This is a genomic window from Pontibacter korlensis (genome assembly GCF_000973725.1).
Lineage (GTDB): Bacteria > Bacteroidota > Bacteroidia > Cytophagales > Hymenobacteraceae > Pontibacter > Pontibacter korlensis.
The window spans coordinates 2,894,902-2,912,773 of record NZ_CP009621.1; the positions used below are offsets into that span (position 1 = coordinate 2,894,902).

Sequence of the window (17,872 nt, forward strand, 5' to 3'; positions counted from 1 at the left end):
ATTCAATCGGTTTCCATTTAATGTCCTAATTCACTGAAGCTTTAAAGGTGGTTTTGCAGAGTTGGGATTATCGTTTAATTTTGTCTGTCAACTATAATAAAGAAACTATGGCATCAAAATATGATTTAGTAGTGCTAGGTAGTGGCCCGGGTGGCTATGTTGCCGCAATTCGTGCCTCGCAGCTAGGTATGAAAGTAGGTGTGATCGAGCGTGAGTCGCTTGGTGGCATCTGTCTTAACTGGGGCTGTATCCCTACAAAGGCATTGCTGAAAAGCGCAAGTGTATTTGAGTACATCAACCACGCTGCTGACTATGGCATTTCTGTAGGCGACGCTTCGGTTGATTTTAATAAAGTGATTCAGCGCAGCCGTGGTGTTGCCGACGGCATGAGCAAAGGTATCCAGTTCCTGTTCCGCAAGAACAAGATCGATGCAATTATGGGTTCTGGTAAAGTGGTTGCCAAAGGTAAGCTGGAGGTAACTGATGCAGAAGGCAAGAAAAGCACAGTAGAGGCTGATAACATTATCCTGGCTACTGGTGCCCGCTCACGTGAGCTGCCTAACCTGCCCATTGATGGTAAGAAGATTATTGGCTACCGCCAGGCAATGGTGCTTGACAAGAAGCCTGAGAGCATGGTAGTGGTTGGCTCTGGTGCTATTGGCGTGGAGTTCGCCTACTTCTACAATGCCATGGGTACGAAAGTAACTATTGTAGAATACATGCCTAATATCGTTCCTGTAGAGGACGAAGAAGTATCCCGCCAGCTGTCTAAGTCATTCCGCAAGTCTGGTATTAACATCATGACAGAGGCTTCTGTTGAGGCTGTAGATACAAGCGGTGACATCTGCAAAGTAAAAGTGAAAACTGCCAAAGGCGAGGAGACACTTGAGGCGGAGGTTGTACTTTCTGCTGTAGGTATCCAGACAAACCTGGAGAACATCGGTATTGAGGAGCTGGGCATCAAGACAGACAGAGGTCGTGTATTGGTTGATGAGTTCTACAAAACAAACGTGGATGGCATTTACGCTATCGGCGACATCGTGCCAGGCCCAGCGCTAGCGCACGTAGCCTCTGCAGAAGGTATTATCTGTGTAGAGAAAATTGCTGGTCATAACCCAGAGCCGTTGAACTACGGAAACATCCCAGGCTGTACGTACTGCTCTCCTGAGGTTGCTTCTGTTGGTTTAACAGAGAAAGCTGCCCGTGAGCAAGGCCTGGAGATCAAGGTAGGTAAATTCCCATTCTCTGCATCTGGTAAGGCTAGTGCAGGTGGTGTAAAAGATGGCTTTGTGAAAGTAATCTTTGATGCTAAGTATGGTGAGTTCCTGGGTGCGCACATGATTGGTGCTAACGTTACTGAGATGATTGCTGAGGTAGTAGTAGCCCGTAAACTGGAGACCACAGGCCACGAAATCATCAAGTCGGTACACCCTCACCCAACTATGAGCGAGGCTGTAATGGAAGCCGCTGCTGCTGCTTACGATGAAGTGATTCACCTGTAACAGGTAAGTATAGCGATACAAAAAGGGGGGTGGTCGAAAATTCGGCCATCCCCCTTTTTATTTTCTGGGTTTAGGAAAATTTTTGTGCCTGCTGCTAGTTCTGCTACAGCATATACACTACCTAACCTAAATAAAACTATGAAGAAGTACCACTTTTTAGCAGGAACCTGCCTGCTATGCAGCCTTGCCGCTGCTGCAACACCCGATACGCTGCACGTAAAACCCATGGACCTGCGCATGCACCAGCTTAAGACCGGCCTGCGGCAGTACATAGTCACTATTCAGAAACCCGATGCTCCCAATGTATTGAACTAGTCGCTGTGGAACCGTGATGTGCGCTTTGAGAAACGAGATGGTAAGGAACACCTGGTGATTCGGCAGCACTGGATCGGTGCTGAAAGTACAGCCAACCGGAAAATCCTCTCTATCTGTGAAAAAGATTTTACTCCGGTTTACCACACCAGCACTTCTTTTAGAGGCCCAGCCGCCTTCGAATTTCAAAAAGGGCAGGTAGTTGGCTCTGACACTACGCAGCAAAATGCTTTCAAGGGCTTTCGTGTACCATCACCGGAGCAGTCGTTTAACTGGGAACTGGATCTGGAGTTTTTTGAAGCACTGCCGCTGAAGGCAAATACAGTGTACAGCATCAATTTTTATGGCCTGGCCCTGGAGTAAAATATTACCAAGTAGTAGGCTCCGAAAAAGTAGATACCTTAAACAACACCCAAACTGACTGCTGGAAGCTTCGCACAGATTATGGCAACGGCAACTATTCAGTGTTCTGGATCAGCAAGAAAGGACACGAAGTGCTGGAGATGGAGGAAAGCTTTAACAGCGACATTCGCCATAAAGTAAAGCTAAGCACTACCGCCGGTAGGTATATCTAGAGCGCAGCAAGTATAGTCAAATAAGTGTGGCTCGCTTTATTTTTCAATCTAGCTAACTTTATACTAATCTTTTATGTTGGAAAGTAAAGCGAGCTGCTGCGACTTCATAATTTATTCCTACCTTCGGCGTTTTTAAAGCGGTAAAGTGTCGGTTGTATGGTGTTTTCAGCAAGCTTATTACTTAGTAGCAGTTCCTGCAGCCCTCAAAGTTTAGATCTTAGATCGGGGTTTCCGTACTGTTTTATTACGCAAGCATTTTTCCTCCGAGTTTTCTGCCTCTAAGCGTTAATACTGATTTTCACAGCATCAATCCAATTAAATGAAGCTTAAAGGCAAAGTAAAGTTCGTATCTAAAGACAAAAACCTCTTTTTCGCCACCCTCCGAAAGCGGGTAGACGCCTACTTTACCGAAAATAATATCTCCCGCACTGCCAACACTGCCATGATCGTAAAGAGCGTGGTACTGTTGTTAAGCTATGTCCTGCCATTTATCGTCCTTCTGGTGTTTCAGCCAGTGTTTCCAGCTAGCTTGTTGCTTTGGTTCGTAATGGGATTGGGCGTGGCTGGCATTGGCATGAGTGTGATGCATGATGCCAACCACGGTGCATTTTCAAGTAATAAAAGAGTAAACTTCCTGATGGGGCATACCCTGAACCTGGTAGGTGGCTCCGCCTTTAACTGGAAACTGCAACACAACATCCTGCACCATACCTACACCAATGTGGTGGAGATGGATGAGGATATACAGGACAGGCTGGTGCTTCGTTTTTCGCCACACACCAAGGTGAAGTTCTTTCATCAGCTGCAGTGGGTGTATGCGTTTCTGTTTTACGGCCTGCTTACGCTGTATTGGGTAGTGGCAAAGGACTTTGTGCAGTATAAGCTTTTTATAAGGAATGGTGTGAACGCTAACACAGTTACCGAGAACAGAACCATGCTCCTGAAGCTTATTACCATGAAGGTGCTGTACTTCTTTGTGGTGCTAGGGGTTCCTACGCTGTTTTTGGGAATTCCTTTCCTGGAGGTTATACTTGGTTTCCTGCTGATGCACTTTGTGGCAGGCATTATACTTACGGTGGTGTTCCAATTGGCCCATACTGTGGAAGGTACCAGCCACCCCAGGCCGGACGAGAACGGTAACATCGAGAACGACTGGGCCATACACCAGCTAAACACAACCGTCAACTTTTCACGTAATAACAAGCTGCTGTCCTGGTACGTAGGAGGTCTGAACTTTCAGATCGAGCACCACCTGTTCCCTCGTGTTTGTCATGTGCATTACCCGGCCATTGCCAACATTGTGAGAGAAACTGCCGCTGAGTATGGTATACCTTACCTGGAGAACAATACATTTGGCCAGGCAGTACGCTCCCACATAACCACTCTGCACCGCTTCGGCAGGTTGCCGGACATAAATGAGGCGATAGGCTAATATTGGTTACCCGTCGCTAACACACTGCTACAGTTACCTCTATCCGGAAGCCCATATTATCAACTATCAAAAGAATACATGAAGTTAAAAGGCAAAGTAAAATTCGTCAATAAAGACAAAAACCTCTTTTTCGCCACATTGCGCAAACGCGTTGACACTTATTTTTCAGATCATAATCTTTCTAAGTCAGGCAACGGTAAATTGCTGACAAAGAGTGTCGTGCTGCTGCTACTCTACCTTATACCGTTTGCTGGTCTGCTAGCTTTTACTCCATCCTTAGGTATAAGCCTGGTGCTTTGGTTCGTAATGGGTTTGGGCGTTGCCGGTGTTGCCATGAGTGTAATGCACGACGCTAACCATGGTGCTTTCTCCAAGAACAAAACCATAAATTACCTTATGGCGCACTCTGTGAACTTATTGGGCGCGTCGGCTTTCAACTGGAAGCTGCAGCACAATATCCTGCACCATACCTACACGAATGTGGTGGAGATGGACGAGGACATAGATGATATCGTGTTTATGCGTTTTTCACCACATACCAAAGTAAAGTTCTACCACAAGATACAATGGGCTTATGCCTTTATGTTTTATGGTTTGCTCACGCTCTACTGGGTTATCCTAAAGGATTTTTTGCAGTTCTTCCGATACATCAACAATGGCGTAAATGCTAATTCAAAAGAAAAAAACAGGGTCGCCTTCACAAGGATTATAGCCCTCAAAGTGTTCTATTTCTTCTCTCTATTAGCGGCTCCTACGCTGTTCTTTGGAGTTCCTTTCCTGGAGGTGGTACTTGGCTTCCTGTTGATGCACTTTGTATCAGGCATTATACTATCTGTGGTGTTCCAGCTGGCCCATACTGTGGAAGGTACCAGCCACCCCAGGCCGGATGAGAACGGTAACATCGAGAATGACTGGGCCATACACCAGTTAAATACCACAGCCAATTTTTCGCGTAAGAGCAAGTTGCTGTCGTGGTATGTAGGCGGACTCAATTTCCAGATCGAGCATCACTTATTTCCGCGCATATCACACGTGCACTACCCGGCCATTGCAACCATTGTAAAAGACACGGCTGCAGAATATGGCATCCCTTACATAGAAAGCGAGACTCTTATGCAGGCTGTGCGATCGCACCTGGCTACATTGCACCGCTTTGGCAGGCTGCAGCTGCCGCACCTGAGCGAGGTAATGGCATAAACTCATATCAAACTTCAAGAGAAAGGCAGAAGCAAAACTTCTGCCTTTCTCTTTTATGCTATTTTCAAGCCTTTAAGTGTCTTGCCTATTTTTAAGTAAATTAGCGTTTAAATACCTGTTTTCATGCCTGATGTACATCTCATGCCCTGCACCCTTGCAGAGCTTTATACCTTACAAGACATTGCTATTCGCTCCTATAACGACCACTATCTATACTTGTGGTTCGACGGAGGAGCCTGGTACGTAGACCGAAGCTTTAAGGAAGAAACGCTGCAAGAGGAGCTAACCGACCCCAATGCCGTTTTTTACCTGATCTACCACGATGGGGAGTTAGTTGGTTTCCTGAAGCTGAACCTGCACCAAGAACTGGAGAGCCATACTGCAGAGGAGGCGCTGGAGCTGGAGCGGATTTACCTGACCAAAGCTGCCTCTGGCATAGGCATTGGCCGGAAGGTGGTAGAGTTTACCAAAGAGGTAGCCGCAAAGCTCAACAAGCGCATGGTCTGGCTCAAAGCAATGGATAGCAGCCGCTCGGTAAATTTTTACGAACAGAATGGCTTTGTAAAGTGCGGCACCTATACCTTGCCTTTCGAGCAGATGAAGCCGGAGTACCGCGGCATGTACGTGATGAAAATGGAGCTGTAGATTCGAGAACTGGAGAAGATTAGGTGTAGGTACACTAAACTTTAACTCACTTTCACCTGTTTTACAAAAGCACACCTGAAAGTGCTCTACCAGAAAATATAATTTTGAAAGATATCCTAGACATACTCATTATTGGGGCAGGTCCAATCGGGCTGGCTGCAGGGTTGGAGGCGCAGCGGGAGGGGTTAAGCTACCTCATTGTAGAACGTGGTTGCCTTGTAAATTCTATCTACAACTACCCGCTCAACATGACCTTTTTCTCTACTTCGGAGCGGTTGGAGATTGGTGGTATACCTTTTACTTCGCTAAACGCCAAGCCTACACGCGCTGAGGCATTGGAGTATTACCGTCGTGTGGCCGACTCGGCTGACCTGAACATTAACCTGTTTGAAGAGGTGCAGCACCTGCAGCCGGAGGACGATGTCTACCGCATTTTCACTAGCAAGGGCGAGTATCCGGCACGTAATGTAGTTGTGGCGCTAGGCTTCTACGGTATTCCTAACCTGCTGAATGTACCAGGCGAGGGGCTGCCGAAAGTACGCCATTATTACTTTGATCCGCATTACTACTTCCGCCAGAAAGTGGTGGTGGTGGGAGCCAACAACTCTGCCGCCGATGCTGCCCTTGAAACCTGGCGAAAGGGTGCTGATGTAACGATGGTCGTGCGCCAACCCGAGCTCGGAAGTATAAAATACTGGACAAAACCCGACCTGGAGAACCGCATTAAAGCCGGTGAGATAAAAGCATACTTCAATTCAAGTATAACGGATATCCGTGAGCGTGAAATTGATATTCAGACGCCGGAAGGCAGATTGACGCTGGAGAACGACTTCGTGCTGGCCATGACCGGCTATCAGCCAAACTTTAGTTTTCTGGAGAAGATTGGTGTGAAGTTGAGCAACGATGAAAAGCGCTACCCGCAGTATGATTCTGAAACGATGGAAACAAACCTACCAAGGGTGTATTTGGCTGGTGTGGTCTGCGGCGGTATGGATACGCATGTGTGGTTTATTGAGAACTCGCGTGAGCATGCCGTAAAGATTATAAAGCATATAAAAGAAGAGCAGCAGGCAGAGAAAGTATAAGTATGGATGTGTTGAAGAAACTGCAGCGTTTGCCTGATCAGGAGGCAGTAATGCCAGCTTTGTTTGTGGGCCATGGCAGTCCCATGAATGCTGTGGAAGAAAACGAATTTACCCAAGGCTGGGCAAGTATGGCACAGGGCATAGCTAAACCAAAGGCTATACTTTGTGTGTCGGCGCATTGGCAAACCAATGGAACTGCCGTAACAGCCATGGCGAATCCCCGCACCATCCACGACTTTTATGGTTTTCCGCAACAGCTTTTCGACGTGCAGTACAATGCGCCTGGCAGTCCTGAAACTGCCGAAGAGCTGAAGCAGCTTATAAAGAAAACAGAACTGCACCTGGACCATGAGTGGGGCCTCGACCACGGCACCTGGAGTGTGCTCAAGCACATTTACCCTGATGCCGACATACCAGTGCTGCAACTCAGCCTTGACTACACCAAACCTGCCCAATGGCACTACGAGCTGGCTCAGGAACTGGCACAGCTACGCAAAAAAGGAGTGCTGGTGGTAGGGAGCGGTAACATCGTGCACAACCTCCGTACACTTAATTGGCATAAACCTGACGAAGCCTTTGACTGGGCTACAGAAGTGAACGAGCAGGTAAAGCAGCAGATTTTGTCCGGCGACCCTCAACCGCTCATTAAGTATGAACAGCTTGGAAGAGCCGCCTCACTGGCCATACCTACACCAGAACATTACCTACCACTGCTTTATACTTTAGGGCTCCAGCAGAAGCAAGAGCAGGTACAGTTTCTTAATGATAAGATGCAGCTCGGCTCAATTTCTATGACATCAGTTAAGATTGGGTAATGATTACATCCTTCTTCATTGGGGGACTTAATTAAGTTGTATAGCCGTAGCTATCGGGTCTGATTTCAGTCTTTTGGTTGTGCACTAGGGTCAGAAATAAAACAATCCGGAAGCAAGGTAAAAGATAAGCAGCAGCCAGAAACCATTGCTCAACAGGAATCCTCCTCAAAGTATAAAGCCGGCTAAAATAGGATGTGACCAAACCTGGTCGTATCTTTGTAGCTTCTTTAAACCTAAACCTCCTAAAGGAAACTATATTCTAATGTTTTAGGTTTTAGAGAACAATACCGGTCGGGAATGGCCCTGTGCAGCAAAAAGCACCTATATCAAATTCCGGCCAACCCACCGCAAAGCAGAGCACAAGGCACTGCGCGGTTTTTTATCTGAAAAACCATTTGATGACATTCGAGAATCTTAACTTGATAGAGCCAATCCTAAAAGCTCTCAAAACAGAAGGATACACACAACCAACCCCAATCCAAGCCAAATCCATCCCGCTTATACTTCAGAAGAAAGACCTGTTAGGCTGTGCCCAAACCGGTACAGGTAAAACAGCAGCTTTCTCTATTCCTATTCTGCAATTACTGCACGAGAAACAAGGAGCTGACAAAGGCCTACGCAAAGTTAAAGCACTCGTCCTGACTCCTACGCGTGAGCTGGCGATGCAAATTGGCGATAGCATGACAGCATATGGCAAGCATACTGGTTTAAGGCATACTGTGATTTTTGGAGGCGTGCCGCAGAAAAAGCAAACAGATGCGCTTCGTGCTGGTGTAGACATATTGGTGGCAACACCGGGGCGTTTGCTCGATCTAATGAACCAAAAGTACATTAACCTACAGCACCTGGAGCTGTTCGTGTTGGACGAAGCAGACCGCATGCTGGACATGGGTTTTGTAAATGATGTGAAAAAGGTACTGAAGGTGTTGCCGGAGCAAAAGCAATCTTTGTTTTTCTCAGCTACCATGGCTCCTGAAATCATGAAATTGGCCGATACTATTCTGGTAGACCCTGCTAAGGTAGAGGTAACGCCGGTATCGTCAACAGCCAACACCATACAGCAGTCGGTATACTACGTGAAAGGCCCGGATAAGCGCAAACTGTTACTTCACCTGCTTAAGGACGAGGAAATGGAAAGCGTGTTGGTATTTACCCGCACCAAGCGTGGCGCCGACCGTGTCGCCAAAGATATAGCTAAAGCCGGTGTAACAGCCGAAGCCATACATGGCAACAAAGCCCAGAATGCACGCGTGCGTGCGCTGGATAACTTTAAGTCACGTAAAACGCGTGTGTTGGTAGCTACTGATATTGCCGCACGCGGTATTGATGTGGACGACCTGAGCCATGTAGTGAACTATGAGTTGCCAAACGAACCTGAGACTTACGTGCACCGCATTGGCCGCACGGGTAGGGCAGGGGCAAGCGGGATAGCTTTGTCTTTCTGTGGAGCTGATGAGGTACCATACCTGGCCAGCATTCAGAAGCTTATTTCAAAAAACGTACCGGTGATAGACAACCACCCATTCCCGCTTACAGCCAAGGATTTTGCCGAGGCAGCCAGCACCATAAAGGAGCAGAAGAAAAAAGGCGGCAGGGGCGGACGCGGTAACTGGGGCAACAAACCATCTGGTGAAGGCCGCAGCAGCGCAGGCAGTGCAAATGTCAACAGACCAGCCGGCGGACCCCGCAACGGTGGTAACCGTAACCGTAGCAGATCGCACCAACCAAGCTAGTACTTGTTGTTAGCTTGATAAATATAAAAAGTCCTGCCAGAGATAATCTGGCAGGACTTTTTGCTTTATAGGAGGATGTGGAAATTGATAGTCTGAATCAATAAGCTTAACTTGGTGCTACACGTTGACGTGTGCGGCTAACCAGGTAAACCCCAGCAAATATTAACAAGGCATATAGGCCTTTTTGAAGCGTAAAAACGTCTTTGCCCATACTTATAGCCATGACAATTGCCAGAACAGGCTGCAGGTAAATATAAGCTCCCACCAACGAAGGGTTAGCATAACGAAGCGCCCAGGTGTTAAACAGGTAAGCAATAATGGTTACAGCTATCACCATAAAGGCTATGGCTAACCAGATGGAGAAAGGGAAAGAGTTATAGTCTGTTGCCAACACCTGCTGAAAGCCAAATGGCAGAACAATGACAGCACCCACCGAAAAAATGCGGCTAACTATAGTTATGGCATTATACTTCTGCATTAGTGGCTTAACCAGCACCAGGTAAAGGCCAAAGGAGGTCGCATTTAATATGATGAGCAGGTCACCCCACAGGTTACCGGTAGTATGCTCGCCGCTGGAAGTATAAATAAGCAGAAACGCCCCAACAAAAGCCATGGATATGCCCGACACTTTACGCTTGCTGATGCGTTCGCGTAAAAGTATGGCAGAGAATACCAGTACCACTACTGGCACGATGACCATCAGCAGGGCTGCATTGATGGGCGCTGTAAGGTTAAGCCCGGCAAAGAAGCAGAGTTGGTTAACAGCTACTCCAGTTACACCGCAAAGTATAGCACGCAGGTTATCGGACCAGCCTGTTATCTTCTCCTTCGTTACAAATCGGGCAAAAATTCCGAAAAATATAGCTGCCGAAACTACCCGTACTACTATCAAACCAAAGGGACCCATGTAGGTTGGCATCACCTCTTTTGCTATGCTATAGTTACTGCCATAGATCAGTGCCACTAAAAAAAGTGCCCCGTGCACCTGTAATTGCTTGTTCATGCGGCAAAGTTACGTGGTTATTCTTTCTGCACCGTATAAGGATGACGACAAAGAATAACTACCATAACCATAGGTATTATGAATAACATGCCGTTAACCGTCCGCAGGTCGATCGAAGTAATGGGGCTGTTCTTCCTGGGGTGGATTGTTGTACTAGGTAAAGGCCTGCTGACCCCCTTGCTGATGGCTTTTTTTATCAGTATTATGTTGTTGCCAATCTACCGCTTCTTCCAGGACCGCAAGTTTCCAGATGCCGTATCGATCGGTATTAGCCTGCTGACGCTCATTATCGTATTAGCAGGCATTGTCTGGTTCTTCTCTTCGCAAATGAGCATTTTGATCCGTGATTTCCCCACCATTCAGAAAAATGTGATGAACCACCTTACCTCCCTGAGTGAGTGGGTTGGCAGCAAAACCCCTTTCTCATCGCAGGAGCAGACGAAGTTTATCCGGGAACAAAGTAACAACCTGCTGAACTATGCAGGCAATCTGCTGGGCAGTGTGGCAGGCGGCGTTACAGGTATACTGGTGTTTCTCGGTTTATTGCCCATCTATATTTTCCTGCTGCTTTTTTACAAAAACCTGCTGCTACGCTTCGTGTTTCTGTGGTTTCCCAGGGATAGGCATGAAAAAGTTGGGGAAACATTGGGTGAGATACAGGTGATCATCAAAAGCTACCTATTCGGCCTGTTGATCCAGGTTACCTATATGACCATACTTTTAGGCGGCATCTTGATGATCATCGGCATAAAACACGCATTGCTGATAGGGGTAATCTTCGCATTTCTGAACCTGATACCTTATGTGGGCGCGTTACTAGGAAACGTTATTGGTGTGCTGCTAACACTGGCCTCGTCTGATGAGCTGTGGCCTATACTGGTGGTGCTGGGTACCATTGCGGCAGTCCAGTTCCTGGATAACAACATCCTGATGCCACGCATTGTGGGCTCTAAGGTAAAGATAAACGCATTGGCAACCATCGTGGGAGTGGTATTGGGTGGCGAGATTGCAGGTATAGCTGGTATGTTCCTCTCTTTGCCCGTTATTGCCATGCTAAAAGTGGTTTTCGACCGCACCGATCAGTTCAAGCAATGGGGCGTGCTGTTTGGCGACGAGCGACCGGAGCGTAGCCCTATGGATGTGCCGGTGCTGCGGTGGCGGAGCGACAGAGTGCGCAAAAAGCTTGAGGAGGAGAATAAGATAGAGCCACCGCATAAGGATTAAGGCCACTCGTTTTATACTTACCTCTTTGCCTGCAAATTTGTAGCTTTGTCTTTGACCGAACCCGGAGAAAGTTTAGAGCAGATGAATCACCCGAACATACCTTTGGCCGAACGCATGCGGCCGCATAACCTTGATCAGTATTACGGACAGAAGCACCTGGTAGGGCCAGACGGAATACTACGGCGCTACATAGAAGGCGGCGTGATACCGAGTATGATCTTGTGGGGACCTCCGGGAGTGGGAAAAACCACGCTGGCTAACATTATCGCTAACCAGATGAAGGTGCCTTTCGTGGCGCTGAGTGCCATTAACTCTGGCGTGAAGGACATCCGGGAGGTGATCGATCAGGCCAAAAAACGTCAGGGCACAGTACTGTTCATCGACGAGATACACCGCTTTAACAAATCGCAGCAGGATGCCTTGCTGGGCGCTGTAGAGAAAGGTACAGTAACGCTAGTTGGTGCTACTACCGAAAACCCCTCCTTCGAGGTTATTTCAGCTTTGCTATCGCGCTGCCAGGTATACATTCTAAAGCACCTTACAAAGGATGAGCTAATAGAGCTGGTAGACAAAGCACTGGAACAGGACGAGTGGATGCGCCACCGCAAAGTGCGGGTGCAGGAGCATGAAGCTCTGCTGACAATTTCTGGCGGTGATGCCCGGAAGCTTTTGAACCTGTTAGAGATCGTTGCCGAAGGCGTACAAGGGGATGAGGTTGTAGTTACCAATGAGCTGGTGAAACAGGTAGCGCAGCAGAATATTGTAATGTACGATAAGTCTGGTGAGATGCACTACGACCTGGTTTCAGCCTTTATCAAATCAATTCGTGGCTCTGATCCGAATGCTGCCGTATACTGGCTGGCACGCATGATAGAGGGCGGCGAAGATCCAAAATTTATCGCACGTCGTCTGCTTATTGCTGCTTCAGAAGATATCGGTCTGGCTAACTCCAATGCCTTGCTTATGGCAACAAACTGCTTCCAGGCAGTGCAAATGATCGGCTACCCCGAGGCAGAAATTATTCTTTCGCAGTGCACGGTATACTTAGCCACATCTCCTAAGAGCAACGCTTCGTACAAAGCCATCAAAACGGCGCGGGCGTTGGTGCAGCAAACAGGTAACCTGCCGGTGCCCTTGCACCTGCGTAATGCGCCTACCAAGCTGATGAAGGAGGTGGGTTATGGTAATAACTACAAGTACGCGCACGACTACGAAGGAAATTTTGTGCAGCAGGAGTTTATGCCGCAGGAGCTAAGTAATACTGCAGTTTACCAGCCTGGTAACAACGCCCGTGAGCGCGACATGCTAAAGCAGCTGCAGGCACAGTGGGGCAAAAAGTATCGATATTAACACCAGAGCTGAAGATCGTGAACAGATTGGTATTTATACTTTCGTTTGTGCTGTTAATTTGTTTGTATATTGTGTGGGGACTGCTGGGGTATGCCTTTGGAGGTATTCTGATAGTAATTGGCACCATGGCACTAGTGTACTGGCGCCGCCGTTACCTGCACATGAAACCCTATTGGGCTGGCAAGCTTTCCGATATTCCAAAGTATTTTACACTACCTTAGCTAATTACCCTTTCTGAGGCAGTGGCTAAGAATGTTTGTCTATAAAAAGGTAATGTTGGTCGAGAAGAGGTGAGGTAGATGAACTTTAAGCTCTATTTTTGTTTATGAAGTATGAAGCAGTAGGCTTCTCAAGTATAAAGAACAAACCAAACCCTAACCTAACATGCTAAATTTCCTGAAGTATGTGCTGGCTACAATTGTAGGCCTGCTCATATTCTTCTTCATCAGTATACTCCTGCTGATTGGAATTGCCGCCAGCACTGCCTCTAAAGATGAGGTGAAAATAGCCGATAGCTCAGTGCTGGAACTTAAGTTTGACAAACCAATCTCTGAGCGCGACCCTAAAGATCCTTTCTCTGAACTTGGCTTATCTTTTGGTGGTTTTTCCAGCACCGATGGCTTAGATCAAATCAAAGCTTCTATCCGCCGTGCTAAAAACGATGATAAGATTGAGGGTATCTTCCTGAACATGACCTTTGTTGATGCCGGTATGGGCAAACTGGAGGAAATCCGTAAAGACCTGATCGACTTTAAGAAGTCTGGTAAATTTATCGTTTCCTATACAGACCTTTCAACTGAAAAAGCTTACTACTTAGCCTCTGTTGCTGATAAAATCTACATGAACCCAATGGGTACGGTAGAATTTAACGGCATGAGCTCTGAGCTGTACTTCTTTAAGCGCTTGCTCGACAAGCTCAACATCGAGGCACAGATCTTTAAGGTAGGTACTTATAAGAGTGCTGTAGAGCCTTTCTTCCTGGAGAAGGCCAGTGAGGCTAACCGCGAGCAGCTGAACTCTTTCCTGAACTCTATCAACAACTACCAGCTGAAGCAAATTGCTGATTCGCGTGGCATGACGACAGAGCAGCTGAAAGAGGTGCAGGACAACCTGCTGGTACGCGATCCTGAAGATGCCAAGAAGTATAAGCTTATCACTGACATCGGTTATTACGACGAGGCGATCTCCTACATGAAAGAGCAAATGGGTATTGAGGAGAAAGAAAAGCTGGAGATGGTACAGCTGTCGAAGTATAAGAAGACACGTGCCGATGGAGAAATCAGTACTTCTAAAAACCGCATTGCCCTAGTATATGCCGAGGGAGATATAGTAGACGGAGAAGGTGATGAAGATAACATTGGAGGTCGTCGTTTTGCTGATGCCATCCGCGATGCCCGCCTGGATGAGAATGTAAAGGCAGTGGTGCTGCGTATTAGCTCGCCGGGTGGTAGCGCCCTTGCTTCCGACGTGATCTGGCGTGAGATTCAGCTGACTAAAAAGGTGAAGCCAGTGATTGCCTCTATGTCTGATGTAGCTGCCTCTGGAGGTTATTACATTGCAATGGGCTGCGATACTATTGTGGCGCACCCGAACACCATTACAGGCAGTATCGGTGTGTTCGGTATAGTGCCGAATATCCAGGGCTTCATGAACGACAAGTTGGGTATTACCGTAGATCACGTGAACACTGGTAAATTCTCTGATATGCCAACGCTGACCCGCCCTATGACAGCGCAGGAAAAAGAGATCATGCAGCACCAGATCAACCAGATTTATGAAGTATTCACTAGCAAAGCTGCCACTGGCCGTAACATGACGCAGGACCAGCTGAAGGAATATGCCTCAGGCCGCGTTTGGTCTGGTATAGAAGCCAAAGAGCGTAACCTGGTGGATATGTACGGCGGTTTGGATGAAGCCCTTGCCATTGCAGCTAAAAAAGCCGGCATAGAGGATGACTACCGCTTGAAAGAGCTGCCAGCCCGCAAATCTTTCCTGGATGAGTTTATGAGTGGTATGGGCTCGCAAGCGAAAGAGCAGGCTATTAAGGCAGAGATGGGCGAACTTTACCCATTCTATAAGCTCTACAAGAAAGCTTCTACATTGAAAGGCATTCAGGCTCGTATGCCTTATGAATTAACAGTAGAATAATGAGTTAAATTGAGCGATCTGCTCAGCATAGCCACAACTTTAAAACCGCTTTCAGGTATTATGCCTGAAGGCGGTTTTTGTTTTATGGCAAAGCTATTTTTCGCAACTTTGCCCAGAAGGCTTTCAGTTACTAGCCTATCATGAAGTAACACTAAACGGCAGGGCCTTTGCCTTTCCATACAACTTCTCATTTACATAAACTATGATGCAGCAACTACAGGAATCAGCGGAATATTTAAAGAAGCACATCGGGGACTTAGCACCTGAATTTGGAATTATACTGGGCACAGGCTTAGGAGCCTTGGTAAACGAGCTGGAGATAAGCCATGCTATCTCTTACGCCGAGATTCCAAACTTTCCTGTTTCTACCGTAGAGAGCCACTCAGGCAAGCTTACCTTCGGACACTTGGCAGGACGCCCTGTGGTGGTCATGCAAGGCAGGTTCCATTACTACGAAGGGTATAACATGGACCAGGTGGTATTTCCGGTGCGTGTAATGAAGCTGTTAGGCGTTAAGAAGCTGTTTGTTTCTAATGCAGCCGGAGGCTTGAACCCACGCTTCGACACCAGTGACCTGATGGTGATCACGGATCACATAAACCTGCAGCCAAGCAACCCACTTATTGGTAAGAACCTGGATGAGCTGGGCCCACGTTTCCCGGACATGAGCGACGTGTATGACGAGCACATGGTACGTGAGGCAATGGTTATTGCTGAGGATGCTGGATTTACTGTGCAGGAAGGGGTGTACGTAAGTGTACCTGGCCCTATGCTGGAAACACCTGCTGAGTACAGGTACTTAAGCTTTATCGGTGCCGATGCAGTTGGTATGTCTACCGTGCCTGAGGTAATTGCTGCCCGCCACATGGGTATGCCTGTATTTGCTGTTTCGGTTATTACAGACATGTGTACTCCAGATCGCATTAAGAAAGTAAAGCTGTCTGACATATTAGAAGCAGCCGCCATAGCAGAGCCCCGTATGACTTTGCTTATCCGGGAGTTAGTACGACGCAGCTAAGAGTTCAGAAAATATACTTGCAAAGGCAGAAACGGTGGTCGTTTCTGCCTTTGCTGCTTTATAGAAGCCTCACTGTTACAATACAGAACTATGTAAGTACCCATAAAGTAGCAGCAGGGCCACCATGTTGTTGAACATATGCAGTGCCACCGCCCAACCTAGGCCTAAGCGCAGGCGTGTGTAGCCCAGAAATATACCTCCTATAAACTTAGGCAATAGCAGTATCAAAAGGAGGTAGAATGGCAGAGAGGTTCCTTGATAGTTGACCAGGTGCATAAGCGCAAACAGCGCTGTAGAAGTATAGAATACCAGCCCAAAATGCCGCTTCCAGAGCAGGTAAGACATAGCCTTCAGCCGTCTTAAAGTAAAAAAGGCTATCATAGCACCGGCCAGTACTAACACAGCAACTACACAAATCAGCAAGTTGCCATCCAGCACATAAGCGACTACCGGACCATAATGAAATAGAAAGACAAGAACAGCTACCAATAAAAGACTGCGGGAGTACACCAGGGGCAACCTGAATATAATCTCTTCTGCTAGTGAGCTTAGCAGCACGACCGATACCAGTAAAGAAAGGGCAGGTCTGCAGTATAACTTTTTGCGAAGTTGGCATCAGCGTAGCCCATACCAAGCATATTGGAAAGGTAAGCAGTACCGCTCAGCAGGACTATCTGAATAGCCAGCTCTATGAATGCGAGCTGAAAAATTAGCGGGAGCTTTTTCTCCCCTACATTATGCTCACGCTTTACTTGCTTTGGCTGCCGTGCAAATAACCACAGCTTTTCAAGCGTGTCCAGCAAATGAGGTGGAGGAGTAGCTGGTGCCGCTGCCGTGTAGAGGAATGGTGTTTTCATAGTTTATGGGTAGCGTGTAGGGTGGCAGGTATACTTGTCATCGTAATTCACAAAGTAGGCTGAAAGTAAGCTGGAATACTAAAGTGTACTCTGTTAGGCAGGGTATGGTTAGGGCATAAAAAAACGGCTGCCCGTAGAGCAGCCGCTGGTAACTATTGTAGTCTGTTTACTTCTTTATGACGACCATTTTTCTGTCATAGACAAGGTTAGTAAAGATACCGAAGCCTCCCTCCACCGACGACTTAATTTGTGAAGGCTGTGCAAAAGGGTTTCCATTAGCGTCTTTGGCATCAGAGATAGAGCGCAGGAAGTTGTGATACTGCTTTTCGATATGGTACAGCGTTATGATAAGGGTATCGCCTTCATCATACTTGTAAGACGAACCGTATGATACGCGCTTGCCATTGGTCAGCTCATCAGAAGTAACCATATCGCGGTCCGAGCCCCCACTCAGGCTATCTACGTGAACCATATAGCGGTAATAATTATCCGTGTTAGGGTCATCATGAAAAGAGGTAAGCAGGAGTGCTTCGTCTTTGTCGTTAAATTTCCACTCAACCTCCTCTATAGGCACTTTGGCCAATAACTTGGTAAAGCCGGTTACTTTGCGCCCTTTGCCGTCAGTTACTTCTATCTGGTAAACCTGGCCTGGCTGACCATTCACGATCTCTGTGGAAGTATGGGTATAAAAGCGGCCGGTACTTTTTATAAGAACCGGTTTATACTGTAGCTTTACCCGCTTTCCGGTATGGGTGGTAACGTATACCTCTGCATCTGGTACCAAGGGTGGCGTAGGCTCTTCAAAATACCCGGCACTCTCCAGCACCGAGGCACGTATTGGTGCTCCCTTCTCCAGGTAACATTCTACCACCAACTGCGGCTCATGCGCTGGTAAGTCTACATCTATATCCTTCTCCAGATCGCAGGAAGAAAGAATTAAGAGTAGGGGCATGAGCAAGTTTAAAAGTAGCTTTTG

Annotated in this window: 18 protein-coding genes and 1 pseudogene; 15 read left to right on the top strand and 4 right to left on the bottom strand. The window is 47.3% G+C overall.

Features of this window, described 5'->3' with window-relative positions:
• The first annotated feature begins 107 nt into the window (after nt 1-107).
• From lpdA to PKOR_RS12550, 10 genes and pseudogenes are all read left to right on the top strand, one after another.
• On the top strand, nt 108-1,502 hold the full coding sequence (lpdA, locus tag PKOR_RS12515; protein WP_046311152.1) for a dihydrolipoyl dehydrogenase: 1,395 nt from the start codon (nt 108-110) through the stop codon (nt 1,500-1,502).
• A gap of 138 nt (nt 1,503-1,640) precedes the next feature.
• Nucleotides 1,641-1,817 (top strand): hypothetical protein, encoded by a 177-nt coding sequence (locus PKOR_RS25065; protein WP_158453769.1) that lies wholly within the window; start codon nt 1,641-1,643, stop codon nt 1,815-1,817.
• Between the two features lie 18 nt (nt 1,818-1,835).
• The gene (locus PKOR_RS12520; protein WP_046311154.1) at nt 1,836-2,177 is read left to right on the top strand and encodes a DUF3108 domain-containing protein; all 342 of its coding nucleotides are present in this window, start codon (nt 1,836-1,838) and stop codon (nt 2,175-2,177) included.
• Between the two features lie 53 nt (nt 2,178-2,230).
• Nucleotides 2,231-2,389, top strand: a pseudogene (locus PKOR_RS26190) (hypothetical protein); the annotation flags it as partial.
• Between the two features lie 319 nt (nt 2,390-2,708).
• On the top strand, nt 2,709-3,821 hold the full coding sequence (locus PKOR_RS12525) for a fatty acid desaturase family protein (protein ID WP_046311155.1): 1,113 nt from the start codon (nt 2,709-2,711) through the stop codon (nt 3,819-3,821).
• 78 nt (nt 3,822-3,899) lie between these two features.
• Nucleotides 3,900-5,018, top strand: coding sequence for a fatty acid desaturase family protein (locus PKOR_RS12530; protein ID WP_046311157.1), 1,119 nt, complete (start codon nt 3,900-3,902; stop codon nt 5,016-5,018).
• 123 nt (nt 5,019-5,141) lie between these two features.
• Nucleotides 5,142-5,663, top strand: coding sequence for a GNAT family N-acetyltransferase (locus PKOR_RS12535; protein ID WP_046311159.1), 522 nt, complete (start codon nt 5,142-5,144; stop codon nt 5,661-5,663).
• Between the two features lie 104 nt (nt 5,664-5,767).
• Entirely contained in the window at nt 5,768-6,748 is a 981-nt protein-coding gene (locus PKOR_RS12540; RefSeq protein WP_148561682.1) for a YpdA family putative bacillithiol disulfide reductase, read from the top strand.
• A 2-nt stretch (nt 6,749-6,750) separates the two neighbouring features.
• Nucleotides 6,751-7,563, top strand: coding sequence for a 4,5-DOPA-extradiol-dioxygenase (ygiD, locus tag PKOR_RS12545; protein ID WP_046311160.1), 813 nt, complete (start codon nt 6,751-6,753; stop codon nt 7,561-7,563).
• A gap of 398 nt (nt 7,564-7,961) precedes the next feature.
• Nucleotides 7,962-9,296, top strand: coding sequence for a DEAD/DEAH box helicase (locus PKOR_RS12550; RefSeq protein WP_046311162.1), 1,335 nt, complete (start codon nt 7,962-7,964; stop codon nt 9,294-9,296).
• Nucleotides 9,297-9,402: 106 nt separating this feature from the next.
• Here PKOR_RS12550 and PKOR_RS12555 read toward each other — a convergent pair whose 3' ends face one another.
• Complete coding sequence (locus tag PKOR_RS12555) at nt 9,403-10,299, bottom strand: DMT family transporter (protein ID WP_046311163.1); 897 nt, start codon at nt 10,297-10,299, stop codon at nt 9,403-9,405.
• Between the two features lie 78 nt (nt 10,300-10,377).
• On the opposite strand from PKOR_RS12555, the gene PKOR_RS12560 reads away from it, so the two are divergent.
• The 5 genes from PKOR_RS12560 (at nt 10,378) to PKOR_RS12575 (ending at nt 16,039) form a co-directional block, all read left to right on the top strand.
• Complete coding sequence (locus PKOR_RS12560; protein ID WP_046311165.1) at nt 10,378-11,523, top strand: AI-2E family transporter; 1,146 nt, start codon at nt 10,378-10,380, stop codon at nt 11,521-11,523.
• Nucleotides 11,524-11,604: 81 nt separating this feature from the next.
• Entirely contained in the window at nt 11,605-12,873 is a 1,269-nt protein-coding gene (locus tag PKOR_RS12565) for a replication-associated recombination protein A (protein ID WP_046314432.1), read from the top strand.
• A 17-nt stretch (nt 12,874-12,890) separates the two neighbouring features.
• Entirely contained in the window at nt 12,891-13,094 is a 204-nt protein-coding gene (locus tag PKOR_RS24755; RefSeq protein WP_158453770.1) for a hypothetical protein, read from the top strand.
• A gap of 163 nt (nt 13,095-13,257) precedes the next feature.
• Nucleotides 13,258-15,021: a signal peptide peptidase SppA gene (sppA, locus tag PKOR_RS12570; RefSeq protein ID WP_046311166.1), complete on the top strand. Its 1,764-nt coding sequence runs from the start codon at nt 13,258-13,260 to the stop codon at nt 15,019-15,021.
• Nucleotides 15,022-15,223: 202 nt separating this feature from the next.
• A complete protein-coding gene (locus PKOR_RS12575; RefSeq protein WP_046311168.1) occupies nt 15,224-16,039 on the top strand; it encodes a purine-nucleoside phosphorylase in 816 nt (271 codons plus the stop codon).
• 75 nt (nt 16,040-16,114) lie between these two features.
• Here PKOR_RS12575 and PKOR_RS12580 read toward each other — a convergent pair whose 3' ends face one another.
• The 3 genes from PKOR_RS12580 to PKOR_RS12590 form a co-directional block, all read right to left on the bottom strand.
• Nucleotides 16,115-16,549: a CPBP family glutamic-type intramembrane protease gene (locus tag PKOR_RS12580; RefSeq protein WP_338047482.1), complete on the bottom strand. Its 435-nt coding sequence runs from the start codon at nt 16,547-16,549 to the stop codon at nt 16,115-16,117.
• A 38-nt stretch (nt 16,550-16,587) separates the two neighbouring features.
• A complete protein-coding gene (locus PKOR_RS12585) occupies nt 16,588-16,896 on the bottom strand; it encodes a hypothetical protein (protein WP_046311172.1) in 309 nt (102 codons plus the stop codon).
• Between the two features lie 166 nt (nt 16,897-17,062).
• Entirely contained in the window at nt 17,063-17,848 is a 786-nt protein-coding gene (locus PKOR_RS12590) for a DUF4249 domain-containing protein (RefSeq protein WP_158453771.1), read from the bottom strand.
• Nucleotides 17,849-17,872 lie beyond the last annotated feature (24 nt).